This is a genomic window from Sedimentibacter sp., from assembly GCF_032080165.1.
Lineage (GTDB): Bacteria > Bacillota > Clostridia > Tissierellales > Sedimentibacteraceae > Sedimentibacter.
In genome coordinates this window covers 302,754-319,942 of sequence record NZ_DAMASY010000004.1, presented here as the reverse complement: position 1 = coordinate 319,942, position 17,189 = coordinate 302,754, and the positions used below count along the sequence as shown (strand labels likewise).

The 17,189-nt window shown below is 34.8% G+C and carries 12 protein-coding genes; 8 read left to right on the top strand and 4 right to left on the bottom strand.

Translation table 11 applies throughout. The features are described from left to right. Positions 1–58: 58 nt before the first annotated feature. From RT412_RS08140 to RT412_RS08115, 6 genes are read left to right on the top strand one after another with little or no spacing between them, the layout of a single operon-like run. Positions 59–664 (top strand): TetR/AcrR family transcriptional regulator, encoded by a 606-nt coding sequence (locus RT412_RS08140; RefSeq protein ID WP_313341947.1) that lies wholly within the window; start codon positions 59–61, stop codon positions 662–664. Positions 665–676: 12 nt separating this feature from the next. Further along, the gene (locus RT412_RS08135) at positions 677–1,384 is read left to right on the top strand and encodes an ABC transporter ATP-binding protein (protein ID WP_398439134.1); all 708 of its coding nucleotides are present in this window, start codon (positions 677–679) and stop codon (positions 1,382–1,384) included. Beyond that, positions 1,384–3,726 (top strand): FtsX-like permease family protein, encoded by a 2,343-nt coding sequence (locus RT412_RS08130; RefSeq protein WP_313341944.1) that lies wholly within the window; start codon positions 1,384–1,386, stop codon positions 3,724–3,726. Before RT412_RS08135 ends, RT412_RS08130 begins: the two co-directional genes overlap by 1 nt. 20 nt (positions 3,727–3,746) lie before the next feature. Then, positions 3,747–4,940, top strand: coding sequence for an HlyD family efflux transporter periplasmic adaptor subunit (locus RT412_RS08125; protein WP_313341942.1), 1,194 nt, complete (start codon positions 3,747–3,749; stop codon positions 4,938–4,940). A gap of 50 nt (positions 4,941–4,990) precedes the next feature. Then, the gene (locus RT412_RS08120) at positions 4,991–6,397 is read left to right on the top strand and encodes an FAD-dependent protein (protein ID WP_313341939.1); all 1,407 of its coding nucleotides are present in this window, start codon (positions 4,991–4,993) and stop codon (positions 6,395–6,397) included. 57 nt (positions 6,398–6,454) lie between these two features. Then, entirely contained in the window at positions 6,455–9,151 is a 2,697-nt protein-coding gene (locus RT412_RS08115; protein WP_313341937.1) for a cation-translocating P-type ATPase, read from the top strand. Positions 9,152–9,177: 26 nt separating this feature from the next. On the opposite strand, the gene RT412_RS08110 is transcribed toward RT412_RS08115, so the two are convergent. Continuing rightward, positions 9,178–10,575: a PLP-dependent aminotransferase family protein gene (locus tag RT412_RS08110; protein ID WP_313341933.1), complete on the bottom strand. Its 1,398-nt coding sequence runs from the start codon at positions 10,573–10,575 to the stop codon at positions 9,178–9,180. Between the two features lie 335 nt (positions 10,576–10,910). Between RT412_RS08110 and pgeF the strand changes: the two genes are divergently transcribed. After that, the gene (gene pgeF / locus RT412_RS08105) at positions 10,911–11,729 is read left to right on the top strand and encodes a peptidoglycan editing factor PgeF (RefSeq protein WP_313341930.1); all 819 of its coding nucleotides are present in this window, start codon (positions 10,911–10,913) and stop codon (positions 11,727–11,729) included. Between the two features lie 38 nt (positions 11,730–11,767). Here the strand turns inward: pgeF and RT412_RS08100 are convergent, their stop codons facing one another. From RT412_RS08100 to RT412_RS08090, 3 genes are all read right to left on the bottom strand, one after another. Next, positions 11,768–12,718, bottom strand: a complete 951-nt coding sequence (locus RT412_RS08100) for an arginine deiminase family protein (RefSeq protein WP_313341928.1) — start codon at positions 12,716–12,718, stop codon at positions 11,768–11,770. Between the two features lie 38 nt (positions 12,719–12,756). Next, entirely contained in the window at positions 12,757–13,713 is a 957-nt protein-coding gene (locus RT412_RS08095) for an arginine deiminase family protein (RefSeq protein ID WP_313341926.1), read from the bottom strand. A gap of 163 nt (positions 13,714–13,876) precedes the next feature. Continuing rightward, positions 13,877–15,253 (bottom strand): sigma 54-interacting transcriptional regulator, encoded by a 1,377-nt coding sequence (locus tag RT412_RS08090; RefSeq protein ID WP_313341924.1) that lies wholly within the window; start codon positions 15,251–15,253, stop codon positions 13,877–13,879. A 298-nt stretch (positions 15,254–15,551) separates the two neighbouring features. Here RT412_RS08090 and RT412_RS08085 point away from each other — a divergent pair, with 298 nt between their 5' ends. After that, on the top strand, positions 15,552–17,117 hold the full coding sequence (locus tag RT412_RS08085) for an ABC transporter substrate-binding protein (RefSeq protein WP_313341922.1): 1,566 nt from the start codon (positions 15,552–15,554) through the stop codon (positions 17,115–17,117). Positions 17,118–17,189: the final 72 nt, after the last annotated feature.

Sequence of the window (17,189 nt, the reverse complement as noted above, 5' to 3'; positions counted from 1 at the left end):
AAGTCAATTTTATATATAATTATATTGACTGAATGGTCAATGATTAAGGAGGATTTGTATGATTGACAATTCAAAAAGGGATAAAATTTTAGAATCAAGCTTAGGTGAGTTTGCGGAATACGGATACGATAAAGCAAGCACCGACAGAATAAGTCGGAGAGCTGAAGTGTCTAAGGGGCTTATATTTCATTATTTTGGTTCAAAAGAGAATCTGTATATGACAACTATGAATAAGTGTATTGATGATATTTTCGAGGAATTTGACAGCATTGAATTTCCTGATACTGATTTTATATCAAGGCTTATGAAAATGATGGAAGTGAAATATAATTTTTTTATTAAGCATTCTCAGCACTATAAGCTTATTGTGAACGGTTTTTATGATTCACCTAAGAAATTACAGGAAAAACTGAAACATAGGTACTCTGAATTAAAACAAATAGGGTATGCCATTTTTGTTGATATGATTAAGGAAATGCCCATAAAGAAGGATATTTCCATTGATGAAATTGTTTCAATTATAGCATCAATAACAAATGTTATTGAAAGCAAGTATATATATTTATTCACTGATGGTACTGTAAGCTTTGAGAAGTCTTATGATATTGTTAAGGAAGAATATCTAAGGTTGATTAATATTATTATGTATGGAATTTTAGAGTAGGGGGTTTAAATTATGAACGACTTGGTATTGAAGGTAGATAACCTCAGCAAAAATTATCAAATGGGAGAAGTAATAGTAAAGGCTCTCAAAGATGCAAGCTTCGAAATCAAAAAGGGAGAATTTGTTGTTATACTTGGTCCCAGCGGTTCAGGAAAAAGTACGCTGCTGAATATAATAGGAGGTATGGATACACCAACCGGCGGTAAAGTGCTTTTTAATGATGAACCTATTACAAACATGAGTGACAAGGAGCTTACATTTTACAGAAGAAACAAAATTGGATTTGTATTTCAGTTTTATAATTTAATGGCAACTTTGACTGCCAAGGAAAATGTAGAGCTTGCCGCAGAGATTTGCGAAGATGTCATTGATATTGACGAAGTATTGGAAGCCGTAGGTCTTGGGAACAGGGCGGATCATTTTCCTTCACAAATGAGCGGAGGTGAGCAGCAAAGGGTTGCCATTGCAAGGGCTGTTGCAAAGAATCCGCAAATCTTACTATGTGATGAACCAACCGGCGCACTTGATTTTGAAACAGGCATACAAATATTGAAAGTTTTGAAGGATGTTAACGAAAAATATAAAAATACTGTAATAGTAATAACTCATAACTCATCAATAGCCCAAATGGCTGACAAGGTTATTAAAATGAGAAGCGGAAAAATAACAGAAATTACAGTAAATGAAAATCCTATACCTGCTGAAAGGATTGAGTGGTAATGAAAAAGCTTGATAAAAGACTTTTTAGAATGATCAAAAATACCAAGGGTCAATACATAGCAGTCTTAGCCATTATAATTACAGGTATTTTTGTTTTTACCGCCGTTAACAATTCAGCTAAAAATTTAAAGGATGCAATTGATGATTATTACAATGTAACAAATTTTGCAGATATTTTTGTAAAAGGCTCAAGCATTCCTGAGAAGCTAAAAAGTCAGTTGGTAGGAACTAATGACATAAAGGAAGCTGAAGCAAGAATTGTATTTGATACAAAGCTTATCACAGACGATAAGGATGAAAATGTTGGTGTAAGAGTGGTTTCTGTTGATAAATATGAGAATAAAATCAACAAGCTGTTCATGAAGTCCGGAAAAAGAACCTTGTCGGAAAAAGATGTAATTGTAATCGAACAGTTTGCGGCAGCAAGAAATATCAATGTTGGCGACGAAATTAATATCAAAATTAACGGCAGGCAGAACAGCTTTAACGTATCAGGAATTGCAACAAGCCCTGAATATATTTACATGATGGAAAACGAGCAGACAATGCTGCCTAATCCTGAAAGCTTTGGAGTTATATTTCTGGAAGAAAATTATTTGAGGAAGGTTTACAGCTCCAAGGGTAATTTCAATGAAATCCTGCTAACAGTTAATAATATTGAAAATGTAAAAAAAACAGCAGATTATTTAGAGGATAATTTAGATAAGTATGGAGTCTCCAGAGTAATAGAAAAGAAGGACCAGCTTAGCAACAACATAATGGAGCAGGAAGTTTCGGGGCTTGAAATGATGTCACAGTCCATACCTATTGTATTCCTGGCATTTGCCGGCATAATGCTTGCTACCATGCTGTCAAGAATTGTAAAAAGGGACAGAACCTCCATAGGAGTATTGAAGGCACTTGGATTTACAGAGGTCGAAGTATTGGTCCATTACCTGAAATATGCTGCTTCTGTAGGTATAATCGGAGGTTTTTTGGGTTCGATTTTCGGAACGGCACTATCCGGCTGGATGACTAATTATTACTTGGTATTTTTTAGTATACCAATGTTGGAGGCTAAAGTATATTATTATAGAATATTCATTTCTGTTGTTTTATCATTATTGTTCTGTATTATATCCGGATTTTTGGGTGTAAGAGGAATTATTAAAATAAATCCTGCCGAATCTATGAAGCCTGAATCGCCTAAGAAGGGCAAAAGGCTATTTGTTGAAAATATTAAATTTATTTGGAGTCATGTTTCTTTTTCGTGGAAAATAGTTGTAAGGAACATATTCAGAGAAAAAAGGAAATTTATTTTCATAGGAGCTGCAGTAGCAATAACCTGCGGAATGATGGTAATGACAATATGGATGATTGATATAGTAGACATTATGTTTAACAGACATTACTCAGAATTCATGAAGGCTCAGTACAATGTAAGCTTTAACGGGTTTAAGAATGATAATGTAATAAATGAATTGTCCGAAGCAATAAGAATAAAGGATATGGAAGGCAGAATAGAAATGCCTTTTGAAATGGTAAACGGAAGACAATCCAAGGTTGTCAATGTAATAGGATTAAAAAAAGATACGGTATTTTACGGTTTTAGAGATATAAAGGGCAATATGGTCAAAATTCCATCTGACGGAATTTTGATATCGTCTAATTTGGCAAATGCTTTGCAGATTGATGTGGGTGATGAAATATTTTTGGATAGCTTCATAGATGATAAAGACGGATATGTGAAAGTAAAGGGAATTATCAACCAAACTCTTGGAATTAACGGATATATGAATATAGATTATTTAAACGAGAAATTTTTGGATAAAGGCATTATAAACGGTGTCTATATCAATTCCGATGAAGATGTTACCTATAAGCTGGATGATATGAAATACGTTTCTGTACAGTCACAGTTTGATATGAAAAAGGCATTTGAGGAATTTACAACGATAACAGCAGTATCCATGGGATTTATGGTTGTGTTTTCAGGTTTGTTGGGATTTATCATAGTATACAGTATGACTCTCATGAGTATTAATGAAAGAACATTGGAGTTTTCATCTTTGAGAGTTATGGGATTTTCTAAAAAAGAAATATTCAACATGCTGGTCAGAGAAAATATGATTATGACCGTATTAGGAATTATCGCTGGAATACCAATCGGTTTGTGGCTTGTTGATTATATGGGCAAGTCCTACACCACAGATGTTTATACCATGAATGAACCGATTAGTCCAAAGAGCATTGTTATTTCAATTATAGTGACCATAGTATTCATAATTTTAGCACAGTTGATGACGTATGCTAAAATCCACAAGCTTGACTTTATGCAGGCTTTGAAAAACAGAATATCATAAATTTAATTTAGGAGGGCAAAATGAAAATAAAATTTAAAAAGAAGTACGTAATATTATCAGTATTATTAGTAATTGCATTAATTGCTATATTCTCAATGTTATCCGGCGGACATAATTCATATGAAGGAAATACATCAAAGGTAGAGATAGGCAATATTCAAAATACATTAGAGGAAACGGGAACTGTTTATTCTAAAAGGGTTAACACTTTTTATTCTGATATTAGCCAAAAAGTAAAAATTTTAAATGTATCTGTGGGAGATAAGGTTAAAAAAGGGGATATCATATTAACATATGATAATAATTACGACTTGGAAATAGAAAAAGCCAATAAACAAATAGAGGCAATAACAGCCACCTATAATGAAACGATTAAAGGCGCTGATTTTAAAGAGATTTCCAATATGAAATTAAACATCAGCACAATTGAAGGTAACTTAAACCTTGAAAGAAACAACTTTGAAAAAATAAAGGACTTATACGAAAACAATGCTGTCAGCCAGGTTGAATATGATGAAGCGAAAAATAATGTTACCGCTTTGGAAAATCAGCTGCAGGAAGCTAATAATAATTATGATTTACTGTTAAGAGGCGTTTCATCTAATGTGAAGAAACAATATGAATCACAAATTGAAGAAATTATGGTACAGATAAAAATTCTTGAAAAAAATATTGAGCAATCATCTATTAAAGCAGAATTTGACGGTATTATAACTGAATTAAACGTCCATCAGGGAGGTATGACTCAGACGGGAGTAATTGTCGTTGAAATTCAGGATGAACAAAATTTGGGTGTCTATGTGGAAGTGTTGACTGAAGATGCGATTAAAACTTCAATTGATATGCCGTTTATAATAGATTTAGATGGTGACGTAAAAGAGCTTAAGGTAAATAGAGTATATCCGAAGGCAACATCATCGGTTTCAGAGCTTGGTGTTGAACAAAAAAGAGTGAGAATTGAGGCTGATTTAGAGCATGAAAGCAAAATGAAAATCGGTGCAGAGGTTGATGTGGTAATTGTACTTGAAGAAAAAGACAATGTGCTGGTAGTAGATAGAGACGCTGTATATGAAAAATCATATAAAGAATATGTTATGGTTATAAGCGGAGATAAGCAAACGGAAACTGAAGTCACAACCGGACTAAAGAATGATGATTTTGTAGAAATAATTTCAGGTTTAAAAGAAAATGATGTTGTATTATTGAATTATTAAATGTATAATACTGAAGGTTAAAATTTGATATTTTAACGAAGGAGAATGAAATGAAATACGATTTAATAATAGTCGGAGCAGGACCGTCCGGTATATTTACGGCATTTGAACTGAACAGAATATGCCCTGATAAAAAAATATTATTAATAGAACAGGGTAAGTCAATAAGAAAACGCCATTGCCCAAAGGATAAAACTAAAGAATGTATAAATTGTCAGCCATATTGCAGTATAACTACAGGTTTTTCCGGAGCCGGAGCATTTTCTGACGGAAAGCTGTCGCTCAGTCCTGAAGTTGGAGGAGATTTACCTGAATTAATAGGCTATGAATATGTTCAGGAGTTAATAAATTATACAGACGAAATATATCTTGATTTTGGTGCCGATACAAAGGTGGAAGGTGTTGAAAGCAAGGAGGAAATAAAGGAAGTCAGACGAAAAGCCATTGAAGCGGGACTCAAGCTGATAGATTGCCCTATCAGGCACTTAGGAACTGAAAAGGCACAGGACATATACGGTAAAATAGAGCAGCATTTAGTTGACAACGGAATTGAAATAAGATTCAATATGCAAGCTGTTGATGTTATTATTGAAGATGGTGCTTTAAAGGGAATTATATTGACAGATGCTGTAAAAAAAGCCACGACAGAAGAGGTTTATGGTGATACCGTTGTTATTTCTGCAGGTAGAAAAGGTGCTGATTGGTTAAAATCACTGTGTGTTAAACACAATATAGCCCACAGAGCCGGAACTGTTGATATAGGGGTAAGAGTTGAAGTCAGAAATGAAGTAATGGAAAAGGTTAATAATATTCTTTATGAGTCAAAGCTCATCGGTTACCCTCGACCATTCAGGGATAAAGTAAGAACATTCTGTCAGAACCCGGGTGGCTTTGTAAGTCAGGAAAATTACGATAATAACTTAGCAGTTGTTAATGGTCATTCATATAAAGACAGGAAATCAAACAATACTAATTTAGCTATATTAAGCTCACATAATTTCAAGCATCCGTTTAATGAGCCTATCAAATATGGCGCCAAGGTTGCCGAATTGTTGAATATGCTTGGAGACGGCAGCATTATTGTTCAAAGATACGGAGATATATTGGATGGAAAAAGAACATGGCAAAAAGAATTGTCAAGATCAAACGTAATTCCTACACTTCCTGATGCGGTGGCAGGAGATTTAACATCTGCAATGCCATACAGAACCATGACTAATATATTGAATTTTATAGAAGCATTAAACACAGTGGTGCCGGGATTTGCAGGAACCGAGACCCTTCTTTACGGACCTGAGGTGAAATTCTACAGCAATAAAGTTGAAATATCTGAAGATTTTGAAACAAGCATTAAAAATTTATATTGCTTAGGTGATTCAAGCGGTTGGACCCGAGGGTTAATGATGGCATCTCTTATGGGAGTAAGAATGGGTCAAATTTTAAGTAATAAAAAATAAAAATCCAAATATATTATATTATCACATGTTACTAAAGATTATTAAGGGGGAAAAACATTGGAATGGTATAATATTGGTAAAAGCGAATTAGTAAAGGAACTAAAGACGGATTTAAATTACGGATTGAGCCAAAGAGAAGCAGAGAAGAGATTAGAGGATTTTGGCAAAAATGAATTAGAGGTCGTAGGTAAGAAAAGTTTTTTATCGAAATTAATTGCTCAGTTTACAGACTTTTTAATTATTATTTTAATAGTTGCCGCAGGTGTTTCAAGTTTTGTCGGTGAAAGAGACGATGCAATTGTCATTTTGGCCATTGTTGTCATAAATGCGGTTCTTGGAATATATCAGGAAGGCAAGGCAGAAAAATCTGTTGAAGCACTTCAAAAGTTAAGTGCTCCAAATGCTAAAGTAATAAGAGGTGGGAATCAGATAATTATTCCTGCGACGGACATTGTACCCGGCGATTTGGTAGTTTTAGATGCAGGGGATATTATACCCGCCGATATCAGATTAATTGAAAGTTCTAATTTAAAGGTTGAAGAAGCTTCTTTAACCGGTGAATCCGTTCCGGTTGAAAAGGATGCAAATACTAAAATATTAGGTCGTGTCGGAATTGGGGACAGGCATAACATGGGTTTTTTTAGCACAATTGTGACTTACGGCAGAGGCAAGGGTATAGTTATAGGAACCGGACATAAAACCGAAATCGGTAATATAGCTACTAAGATTCAATCCTATGATGATGAAGAAACACCATTGCAGGTTAAGTTGAATCAGCTTGGCAAGGTTCTGGGTACCTTGACCATCGGCATCTGTATAATGGTCTTTGTTTTAGGACTTTTTCAAGGAAGACCCATCCTTAAAATGCTTTTAACATCCATAAGCTTGGCGGTAGCAGCAATACCCGAGGGGCTTCCGGCAATAGTTACAATCGTTTTATCAATAGGAATGAACAGAATGGCAGGAAAGAATGCCATAGTAAAAAAGCTTTTGGCCGTTGAAACTTTAGGTGCAACCTCAGTAATTTGCTCGGATAAAACAGGTACGTTGACACAAAATGAAATGACTGTAGTAAAAGCATATGTTGACAACAAGATATTGGATGTGGAAGGTATCGGCTACGAGCCGGCAGGAAATATTAAGCTATCAGGTAAAAATATAAATATATCATCACTTCCGAATCTGAAAAATCTTGTGTGCATCGGTTCGCTTGCTAATGATGCATTGCTTGATAATTCCTCAGGTATGTACAAAATTATGGGAGATCCCACCGAAGGCGCAATCATTGCCTTTGCGGGAAAATTAGGACAAACTACAGAAGAGCTTAACAAATCATATCCGAGAATTGCAGAGCTTCCGTTTGACTCAACAAGGAAAATGATGACTACATTTCATTCTAATTATATTAACGGAAAAATTGTATCCTTTACCAAAGGAGCTCCCGATATTGTAATAAACAGGTGCAGTAAAATTGCCATAAACGGAATGATAGTAGATTTTAATAAGGAATTAAAGGACAAGGTCCTTAAAGTTAACAAAGATTTTGCCCGTTCTGCATTAAGAGTTTTATCAACAAGCTATAAGGTGTGGAATGAGGTTCCAAAGTCTATTAAATTTGATGATGTGGAAAATGATATGATTTTTGTCGGGTTGGTTGGTATGATTGACCCGGCGAGATCTGAAGTCAAGGAATCAATAAAATTATGCAAGCAAGCCGGAATTGAAACAATAATGATTACCGGTGATTATAAAGAAACTGCCTATGCCATTGCTAAAGATTTAGGAATGGTTGAATATGAAAATCAGGCAATGATGGGTGAAGATCTTGATAAATTATCGGATAAAGAGCTCAGAGATGCAGTAAAAAATACAAAGGTCTACGCAAGAGTTTCACCTGAACATAAGGTAAAAATTGTTACGGCATTGAAAGATAACGGTTATATAACCTCCATGACAGGGGATGGTGTAAATGATGCCTTAGCTCTTAAAAAAGCTGATATAGGTGTAGCAATGGGCATAACCGGTACTGATGTAGCTAAAAATACGGCAGAAGTAATACTTACCGATGATAACTTTGCAACAATTGTCAATGCTGTAGAAGAAGGCAGAATAATATTCAGTAACATTAAAAAATTTGTATTTTTCCTTTTAAGCTGCAATATCGGCGAAATACTGCTCGTGTTCATAAGTATATTGCTTGGATGGGAAGTGCCTTTGCTCCCGATTCAGCTGCTGTGGCTTAATCTTGTAACAGACAGCTTTCCTGCTATGGCATTGGGAGTTGAAAATGCTGAGCCGGGTATAATGAATCAGCCGCCGAGAGATACAAAGGAGTCGATTTTAGATAAGAGCATGCTTGGCGGAATTATGTTCCAGGCAGCTGCCATAAGTGCTGCTTCACTATTTTCATATTTGTGGGCAATGCGTATGTACGGTGTAAACGAAGGTTTAATTCACGCACGCAGCGTTGTTTTTGCCACATTAATAACGGCTGAATTATTAAGAGCATTTTCATCCAGGTCACAAACATATACATTGTTCAAAATCGGTTTTTTCTCCAATACGAGAATGATTCAGGCCGTCTTGATATCATTTTTGCTGACTGTAGCTGTGTTGTACGTGCCGGTACTTAACAATATATTCGACGTAATTCCTTTAACATCACATGATTGGTTAATAGTAACGACTTTTTCATTCATACCGATGATTACAGGCGAACTGTATAAGGACTTATTTAAAAATAAGATAAAATGATAATTTCAAGGACGGTTCTTTTCATTTCAAGAAATGAAAAGAACCGTCCCCAATTTTTCAGTGAAGGTGTTGATTTCATCCATATTAATTCCGCTGTAGTTTAGCGAAAACAATAGTTTGCTGTTGTTAAGATTTATGATATTCAACAGAATATCGTTAACCTTCGCATCTTCTTTTATTTTTTCTACACTTTTGGGTGTAGTTGCCTGACATACTATATGAAGACCAGAATCAGAATTAATAATTTCGATTTTATCTTTATAATTACTTTTCAAACTGTTTGATAAATTTGAATTTTTCTTTCTGTAAATTCTTTTAACTTTCCTTAAATGCTTCTGCATGTATCCGTCTTTCATAAAATGCGCAAGTACAATTTGATCTATTTTTGAAGTAGATTGAGTATGACGGTTTTTGATATCATTATATTTCGTCAAAAGTTTTTTCGGTATAACCATGAAGCTGATTCTAAGAGAAGGTAAAAGCATTTTAGAAAATGATCCTAAATAAATTACACAATCATTTTTATCCATTCCTTGCAGACATGGTATAGGCATACCTCCATAGCGTATCATAGAGTCATAATCATCCTCTATTATGAGTCCGCTGTTTTTATATGCCCATTCTAATAGTTCCATACGTTTATTTACAGGCATAATGGTTCCTAAGGGGTATTGATGAGAAGGACTTATATAAATTAACTTTGATTCACTTTTTCTTAACATTGAAATATCAAAGCCGCTGTCGCTAATTTCAATATGATTAATATTGAACATGTAATCTTCAAAAATATATTCTGCCTTATTAAATCCCGGTTTTTCAAATGCGATTGTATTGTGTCTTTCTTTTATTACTCCTATTAATATGCCGAGTAAATACTGAACACCCGCACCCACAATAACCTGTTCAGGGCTTGTATGTCCTCCGCGCATTGCATTTACAAAATCGGATATTTCTTCTCTTAAAAATTGTTCACCTTGTATTGAACAGCTGTTGTAAATTTTAGTTTCCTTATCTGAAATTACTTTATTATATAACCTCTTCCATTCGGAAATATCAAAGCTTTCCTTATCTACACCATCATTTATATAATCATTATCAAGCTGATGATTCAGCATGCTTTTATGAGATTCTCTGTTGATTTCAAAGTTATATTCACTTAAGTCGCATACAAAATACCCTCTTTTAGGGGAATTTTCGATATAGCCCTCTGCCACAAGCTGGCTGTATGCATTTTCAACAGTTGTCTTGCTTAAATTCAAGGTCGTGGAAGCTTCTCTTATAGAAGGAAGTTTAGCATCAGGTTTTAATACCCCCGATGTTATTTCTGATTTTATAAATTCATAAAGCTGCATGTATATGGGTATGTTGCTTTCTCTGTTAAATATGGGTGATATAATCATAAATACTCCTTCTAACGGGGACATTCCTCCTATCCCCAAAGACTATCATTTTCAAAAAGAGGTGTGTCCCCCTTCCACTGTCTTGTTTAAATTTCATAAAATTAACTAAAATTGAGGTTACACATATTTTATCACATTTTTTTGATAACTTTAAGTATTTTTTGTACATATACAATAAAAACCCCATATGATATAATTAAATGCCCTAACCCTATTTTTTCGACCGTAAGGGAGAGAAAAATAGCGGTAGGTCATTATGCAAAGAGCACCAAATTTATGTGAGCGACAGCGAATAAATAAATTTGTGATGCTCGACTGCGAAATAAGTGAGAAATAAAAACAAACATCAAGGAGTCATTATGTATAATATAAATGAAATTCAAGATTTTAAATATATAACATTTCCGTCTTTTGAAGAATATGATGAGATTTTCCATTGCTTTACTACAAGGGCAGGAGGAGTAAGTGAAGGTTCTTTTGCTTCTATGAATATAGGATTCAGCACCGGAGATAATGATGAAAGTGTTAAAAGAAACATTAAAATAATGGCTGAAAGACTTAATTTAAACGTTGATGATATAGTTGAAACTCATCAAACCCATACAAACAATATTATGTATGTAACAGAAGAGCATAAGGGCAGAGTTTTCACCGAAAATACTATAAAGAATATAGATGGCATTTATACGGATAAAAGAAATCTAATATTAATGTCCTTCCATGCAGATTGTACACCTATTTTTTTCTATGATCCAATAAAGAAGGTTATCGGTTTGGCTCATGCAGGATGGAGAGGCACTGTTCAAAATATCGGAGGTGTTATGGTTAAGGCACTGATTAACGACTTTAATTCAGATCCAAAGAATATTAAAGCAGCCATAGGACCGTCTCTTTGTAAAGAGTGCTTTGAAGTTGATGAAGATGTGAAGGATTTATTCGTTGCAGCTGATGAAAACTTCACGGATTTCATGGAAAAGAAGGGAGTTAAATATTACTTCAATCTATGGGAAATTAATAAATATTTATTATTAAAAGAAGGTTTAAAGGAAGAAAATATTGAGATATCGGGTATTTGTACTAAGTGCCGAAATGATTTGTTTTTTTCACACAGAGGACAGGGTGGAAAAAGGGGTTTAATGACGGGCTTACTAATGATAAAAAAACTACCACCCTCATAGAAGTGTGGTAGTTGACATTTAATAGAAACTTAATTATGCTAACCTCTTTTTAAGAATGCGGTTACACAGTGAATAGCACCCCAGCCCTTTAGTATCTCGGAGAAGTCCGTGGAGATAACCTTTATGCCGTTGTTTTCAAGTAGTTCCTTACACCTTGGATTTCCTTCAGGCTGGACAACTAATCCAGGTTTTATAGCTACAAAGTTGATTCCTAAGGTTTCTTTTGCTTCAGTTTGTGATGGGGCTTCTAACAGTTTGAAGCCTTTCCTTTTTAAAGCATCACAAACATCGTATGGAACTTGTGAGGCGTGAATCATAGCAGTGTCATTGCTGGCGATGTTTAGCAGTCCATCTATATGTGCATGACCGTAAGGTATCTGCATATGTATAATATTATCTACACCGATTCTTTTCAATTCGTATTCAACCTGTTGGTATCCGTCTTTGTTGCATCTTACACCTGAAGCCAGTACAACAGTATGCTTGTCAATCCATAGGCCCATTGCTCCGTCAAAGGTTCCGTTACCTGTAACGGTTTTAAGTATAGGAACTCCTAAATCAGAAAGAGCTTTGGCTGCATATCTTTCCTCGCCTCTTCTGGCAGCAATTGCGGGTCTTGTTACTATAGCTCCTTCGGGTGTCATAAAAACAAGGTCTCTCATGAACAAAGCATTAGGACGATCCTCTCTTTGTTCTTTGACATAATAAACTTTAACACCATGATCAATGTAAATTTCAGCTAAATCATCATGCTGTTTTCTAAATAAATCCACGTCTATGGGTTCTTTAAATCTAACTTCCTCATAATCGAAATTCTCTATTTCCTTTCCTGGTCTTCTCATTAGAACAGCTTTTAAATCTTCAACTTCGGAAGCTACACCCCAATCACCCCAGTAAAGATCTATTTCTTCCTTAAAGTCGTTCTCAGTCGGGAACCAGCGTTCACCGGGAATAGCATCAATATCTATTTTAGCTATGTCTTTATTCATTGTAATGACTCCTTCTTAAAATTTAAATTGTATAATAGCTATTGCCCTCTTTTTAGAAATGCCGTAACACAGTGTATTGCTCCCTTACCCTTCATAATTTCAGATACGTCAACGGTTATAACCTTTATGCCGTTGTTTTCAAGAAGCTCCTGGCTTCTGGGATTACCTTCCGGCATAACTATCAAACCCGGTTTCAATGCTACAAAATTGCAGCCAAATGTACTGCGTACCTCAGTAGTAGAAGGAGCCTCCAATATTTTGCATCCACATTTTTTCAGGGCATCGCATACATCATATGGTACTTGCGAAGCGTGAATCATTACTATTTCTTCACTGGCCATGTTCATAATGCCGTCTATATGTATATTACTATAGGGAATCTGCATAGGTATAATATTATCTACTCCCATTTTTTCAAGTTCGTATTTTACTTGTTCATATCCGCTTTTATTAGTTCTGCTGCTGGTTGATAAAACTACGGTTTTTCTATTAACCCACATAGCATTTGCACCCTCAAATATGCCGTCACCGTTAATTGTTCTTAATATAGGGACTCCTAACTTAGATAGAGCCTCTGCGATATATCTTTCTTCTCCTCTTCTGGCAGACATGCCGGGTCTTGTAATTATTGCTCCTTCTGGGGTCATAAACATTAAATCTCTGCAGAAAACAGCATTAGGTCTGTCTTCCCTCTGTTGCTCCACGTAATATACTTCAATATTGTGGTTTCTGTATATTTGGGCAAGGTTGTCATGCTGCTTTCTCATTAATTCCACATCAATAGGTTCGTCTGAAAATCTTACTTCATTTGCGTTAAATTTCTCTACTTCCTTTCCTGGTCTGTACATTAGTACTGATTTTAGGTCATCTACTTCCGAACATACTCCCCATTTTCCCCAATAAATCTCAATATCATCTCCAAAATACGATTCTTTTGGGAACCAGCGCTCTCCGGCAATAGCGTCTATATCTTTTTTTACCGCTTCTGTATTCATTATAATTGCTCCTTATATTTTCTTTTTCTTAATTTCATATCATGCAATTTCTGTGCCATATGTAAAACATACCTGAAATTTTTGTTTTAGTATGGTCTGCTAATATTTTAAGGAGCAAAAAAAAATTAGTAAAAAATTTTTTACTAATTTGTAAAGTAATACTTTACTTAAAACATAAATTATCTTTATCTAATTCATATTTTTCCATTTTATAGTATAAGTTTTGCTTTGTTATCTTAAGTTTTTTTGCGGCATCTGTAAATTTATCTGATTTTTTTATCGCATTTATAATTAATTTTTTTTCGTAATTTTGAACTGCTTCATTTAGTGAAATATCATTGTCTATCTCAAGATTGCAGTTATTAACTGGGATTTTATAGATGTATTCCGGCAGATCTTTTTTTTGAATTATACGAGATGATGTTAAATTAAAGGCGCCTTCTATGATATTCCTAAGTTCTCTGACATTTCCCGGCCAGTTGTATTTTTGAAAAATATCTTCCACTTCTTCAGATATATCAATTATGTTTCTATTCATCTTGTTGTTAAAATAGTCAATAAAATACTTTGTAAGGTAATTTACATCTTGTCTTCTTTCCCTTAAAGAAGGCAAATCCAATTGAACAACGCTGAGCCTATAAAATAAATCCTCTCGCAGCTTTTTTTCCTTAAGACATACTGAAGGTTCCTCATTTATAGCGGAAATAATTTTTACATCCGTGTTTATGGCTTCGATTCCACCTATTCTGGTAATCTTCTTTTCTTCAATTGCTTTAAGTATTTTAGCTTGTACACTTATTTCCATTGAATTTATCTCATCCAGAAATAGAGTTCCTCCATTTGCTGTTTCAAATAATCCGGGTCTGTTTTCGGCTCCGGTGTAGCTTCCTTTTGTTGTACCGAACAGGATGCTTTCCAAGAGAGTTGATGGTATAGAGGCACAGTTTTGAGACACAAATCGTTTGCTCTTACGATTGCTGCTTGTGTGTATAGATTGGGCCACTAACTCCTTTCCCGTTCCGGTTTCCCCATAAATTAATACTGTGGAGTCCGTCTGGGCAACTTTCTTGATTTTTTCCTTTATATTATCTAATGCAGATGAATTGGTAATAATATCATCAACAGTATACAAGGACTTTTTCTGCTCATTGTTTTTAATTGACAGCACTATATCCTGACGTTGGTAGCAGTCATCCACATATCTGGAAACATCTACCACTCCTATTATATCTTCGTTATGTTTTACTAAAAGTGTCGAATTTATAGCATTTATCGTTTGTCCCTTATAAGAAACTAAAGATTGGAACTCGTTGAATATGGATTTTCCGGTTTTAAGTGCCCTCATAACACTGCTTGTTTCTTCTGTTAATGTGGGATATACAGTTAATACATGCTTCCCTACAGCATCTTTTTCTTCTAAATTGTTTATATCCTGCCTAAAGTTTGTGTAATATTCGATTATCCCTTTGTTATTAGTAACCAGAATGCCATCTATATAATTATATATACTTAAAATCTGTTCCACATATCTTCTCAGCATGACCTTTCTCCTTGATTATTAATGTTAATACTATATCAAAAACGTTGATTTGTCAAGGTGTATTATGATATGTCAATTTTTTTAACATTGTTATTTATGAGTAACAAGTATTATAATAATAAAGTATATTTTTTGTCTGTGTCCTGTCAGAATTAATAAAAATAACTATATTTTATAGTTTGATTGTTGGTACGGAAATTGCATATGATTATGAGTAGTGAAAATTATTTACATAACAGAAGGAGGAAAGTTAGGCTTAACACCATAACAAAAACTTAAATAATATGGAGGAAATTGTATGAATAAAAGATTTATGGCAATCGTTTTAACAGTTTTAATGGTTGCGGGATTAATTTCCGGCTGTGCAGGAAATACATCACAGAACGACAACCTATCTCCTGAGGAAAGAACAATTAGACTCAGAGTAAATGATTCTATACCATCACTCGATTGGGAACAGTCTACAAGTCTACGTGCTGTTAAGGTATGGCATCAAATGTTTGAAGGACTATATGGCATGGATGAGGCAAAAGGCGGCTATTATAAGGAGCTGGCTAAGGAAGTAAGCCTTAGTGACAATCAGAAGGAATATACCATTACTCTGCAGGATGGGGTAAAATTCCAGAACGGAGAAGTTATGAAAGCTTCTGATGTCGTATTCAGTTATGAGAGAGCAATGAAAAATCCAAGATTTAATTATGTAACATCTATGATTGAAGATGTTGCTGAAATCAATGATAATACTGTAAAAATAACTTTAAAAACTCCTTTTTCTGCAATTGATCATACTTTTTTCAGCATAAAGATTTCCAGCGAGAAAGAAGTATTGGAACAGGGAGACAAGTTTGGAACTATACCACACAAAGCTGGTACAGGTCCATATTATGTAACTGAATATAATGTGGCAACGGACATAAAGCTTAATGCATTTGAAGATTATTGGAGAGGTGCTCCGGCTATTAAAAAAATTGAGTATAGAGTTATATCTGATGATGCTGCTGCAGTAATAGCTTTTGAAAACCATGAGCTTGATTATTTAGAGGATGCTCCTCTGACAGACTGGGAATCGCTGGTTAAGGCTTCTGGTGAAAATCACTCATTAACTAAGGGTAATGACGTATTATTTTTAGGCGTAAACTATTTGTCTCCTACGAACAATAATATTCTTGCTAATGACAAGGTAAGACAAGCAATATTCTATGCTGTGAATAAAAAGGATATGAACTCCGCCGCATGTAATGGTTACGGTGTTGAGACACCTTACTATATGCCTCCGGAATATGTTGCTACTTCACCTAAGGACGGATTTGAAACATATGAGTACAATCCTGAGAAGGCGAAACTGCTTTTAGCAGAAGCAGGTTATCCTGACGGAGTAGATGTGGGAACTATTCTTACTTATGGAGCGGGTACAGGTGACAAGGCAAAGATGGCACAAGTTCTGCAGGCAAATCTTGCTGATGTGGGAATCACCGCTGCTGTATCTGTAATGGAATCTGCCGTTGTATTACCTAAGTTGTATGACCAGGATTACGATATTTGTATATATGCTGATTCCAATAACTTTGATTTTAATAATATAAGACAAATGGTTCACAGTGAATCGGTAGGTATGTATATTGTTAAGTACAAGGATGGTCCGTTTAACTGGAAACGTCTTGAAGAACTTGTGGATTTGGGTGTTTCTACATCTAATGTAGAGGAACGTGTTGGATATTACAGAGAGTTATGGTCGATTACTATGGATTCTGCAACCTTGCTGCCTTGTCTGTCCAAGCCTGTTCCTACTGTGTGGGCATCTAATCTGGAAATCGGAACTCCTGTTCCTTCATTCTATAAGATACGTACATTCAGCTGGAAATAATTAAAAGCATATTATGTACTAATAAGGGTATTTGCGGAATGTATTAGGAATATTCATAGCATCTCCTAAGCA

Coding starts and splice junctions, on each gene's coding strand:
- RT412_RS08140 (WP_313341947.1), top strand. CDS start 59: ATGATTGACAATTCAAAAAGGGATAAAATTTTAGAATCAAGCTTAGGT.
- RT412_RS08135 (WP_398439134.1), top strand. CDS start 677: ATGAACGACTTGGTATTGAAGGTAGATAACCTCAGCAAAAATTATCAA.
- RT412_RS08130 (WP_313341944.1), top strand. CDS start 1,384: ATGAAAAAGCTTGATAAAAGACTTTTTAGAATGATCAAAAATACCAAG.
- RT412_RS08125 (WP_313341942.1), top strand. CDS start 3,747: ATGAAAATAAAATTTAAAAAGAAGTACGTAATATTATCAGTATTATTA.
- RT412_RS08120 (WP_313341939.1), top strand. CDS start 4,991: ATGAAATACGATTTAATAATAGTCGGAGCAGGACCGTCCGGTATATTT.
- RT412_RS08110 (WP_313341933.1), bottom strand. CDS start 10,575: ATGTCCCCGTTAGAAGGAGTATTTATGATTATATCACCCATATTTAAC.
- pgeF (WP_313341930.1), top strand. CDS start 10,911: ATGTATAATATAAATGAAATTCAAGATTTTAAATATATAACATTTCCG.
- RT412_RS08100 (WP_313341928.1), bottom strand. CDS start 12,718: ATGAATAAAGACATAGCTAAAATAGATATTGATGCTATTCCCGGTGAA.
- RT412_RS08095 (WP_313341926.1), bottom strand. CDS start 13,713: ATGAATACAGAAGCGGTAAAAAAAGATATAGACGCTATTGCCGGAGAG.
- RT412_RS08090 (WP_313341924.1), bottom strand. CDS start 15,253: ATGCTGAGAAGATATGTGGAACAGATTTTAAGTATATATAATTATATA.
- RT412_RS08085 (WP_313341922.1), top strand. CDS start 15,552: ATGAATAAAAGATTTATGGCAATCGTTTTAACAGTTTTAATGGTTGCG.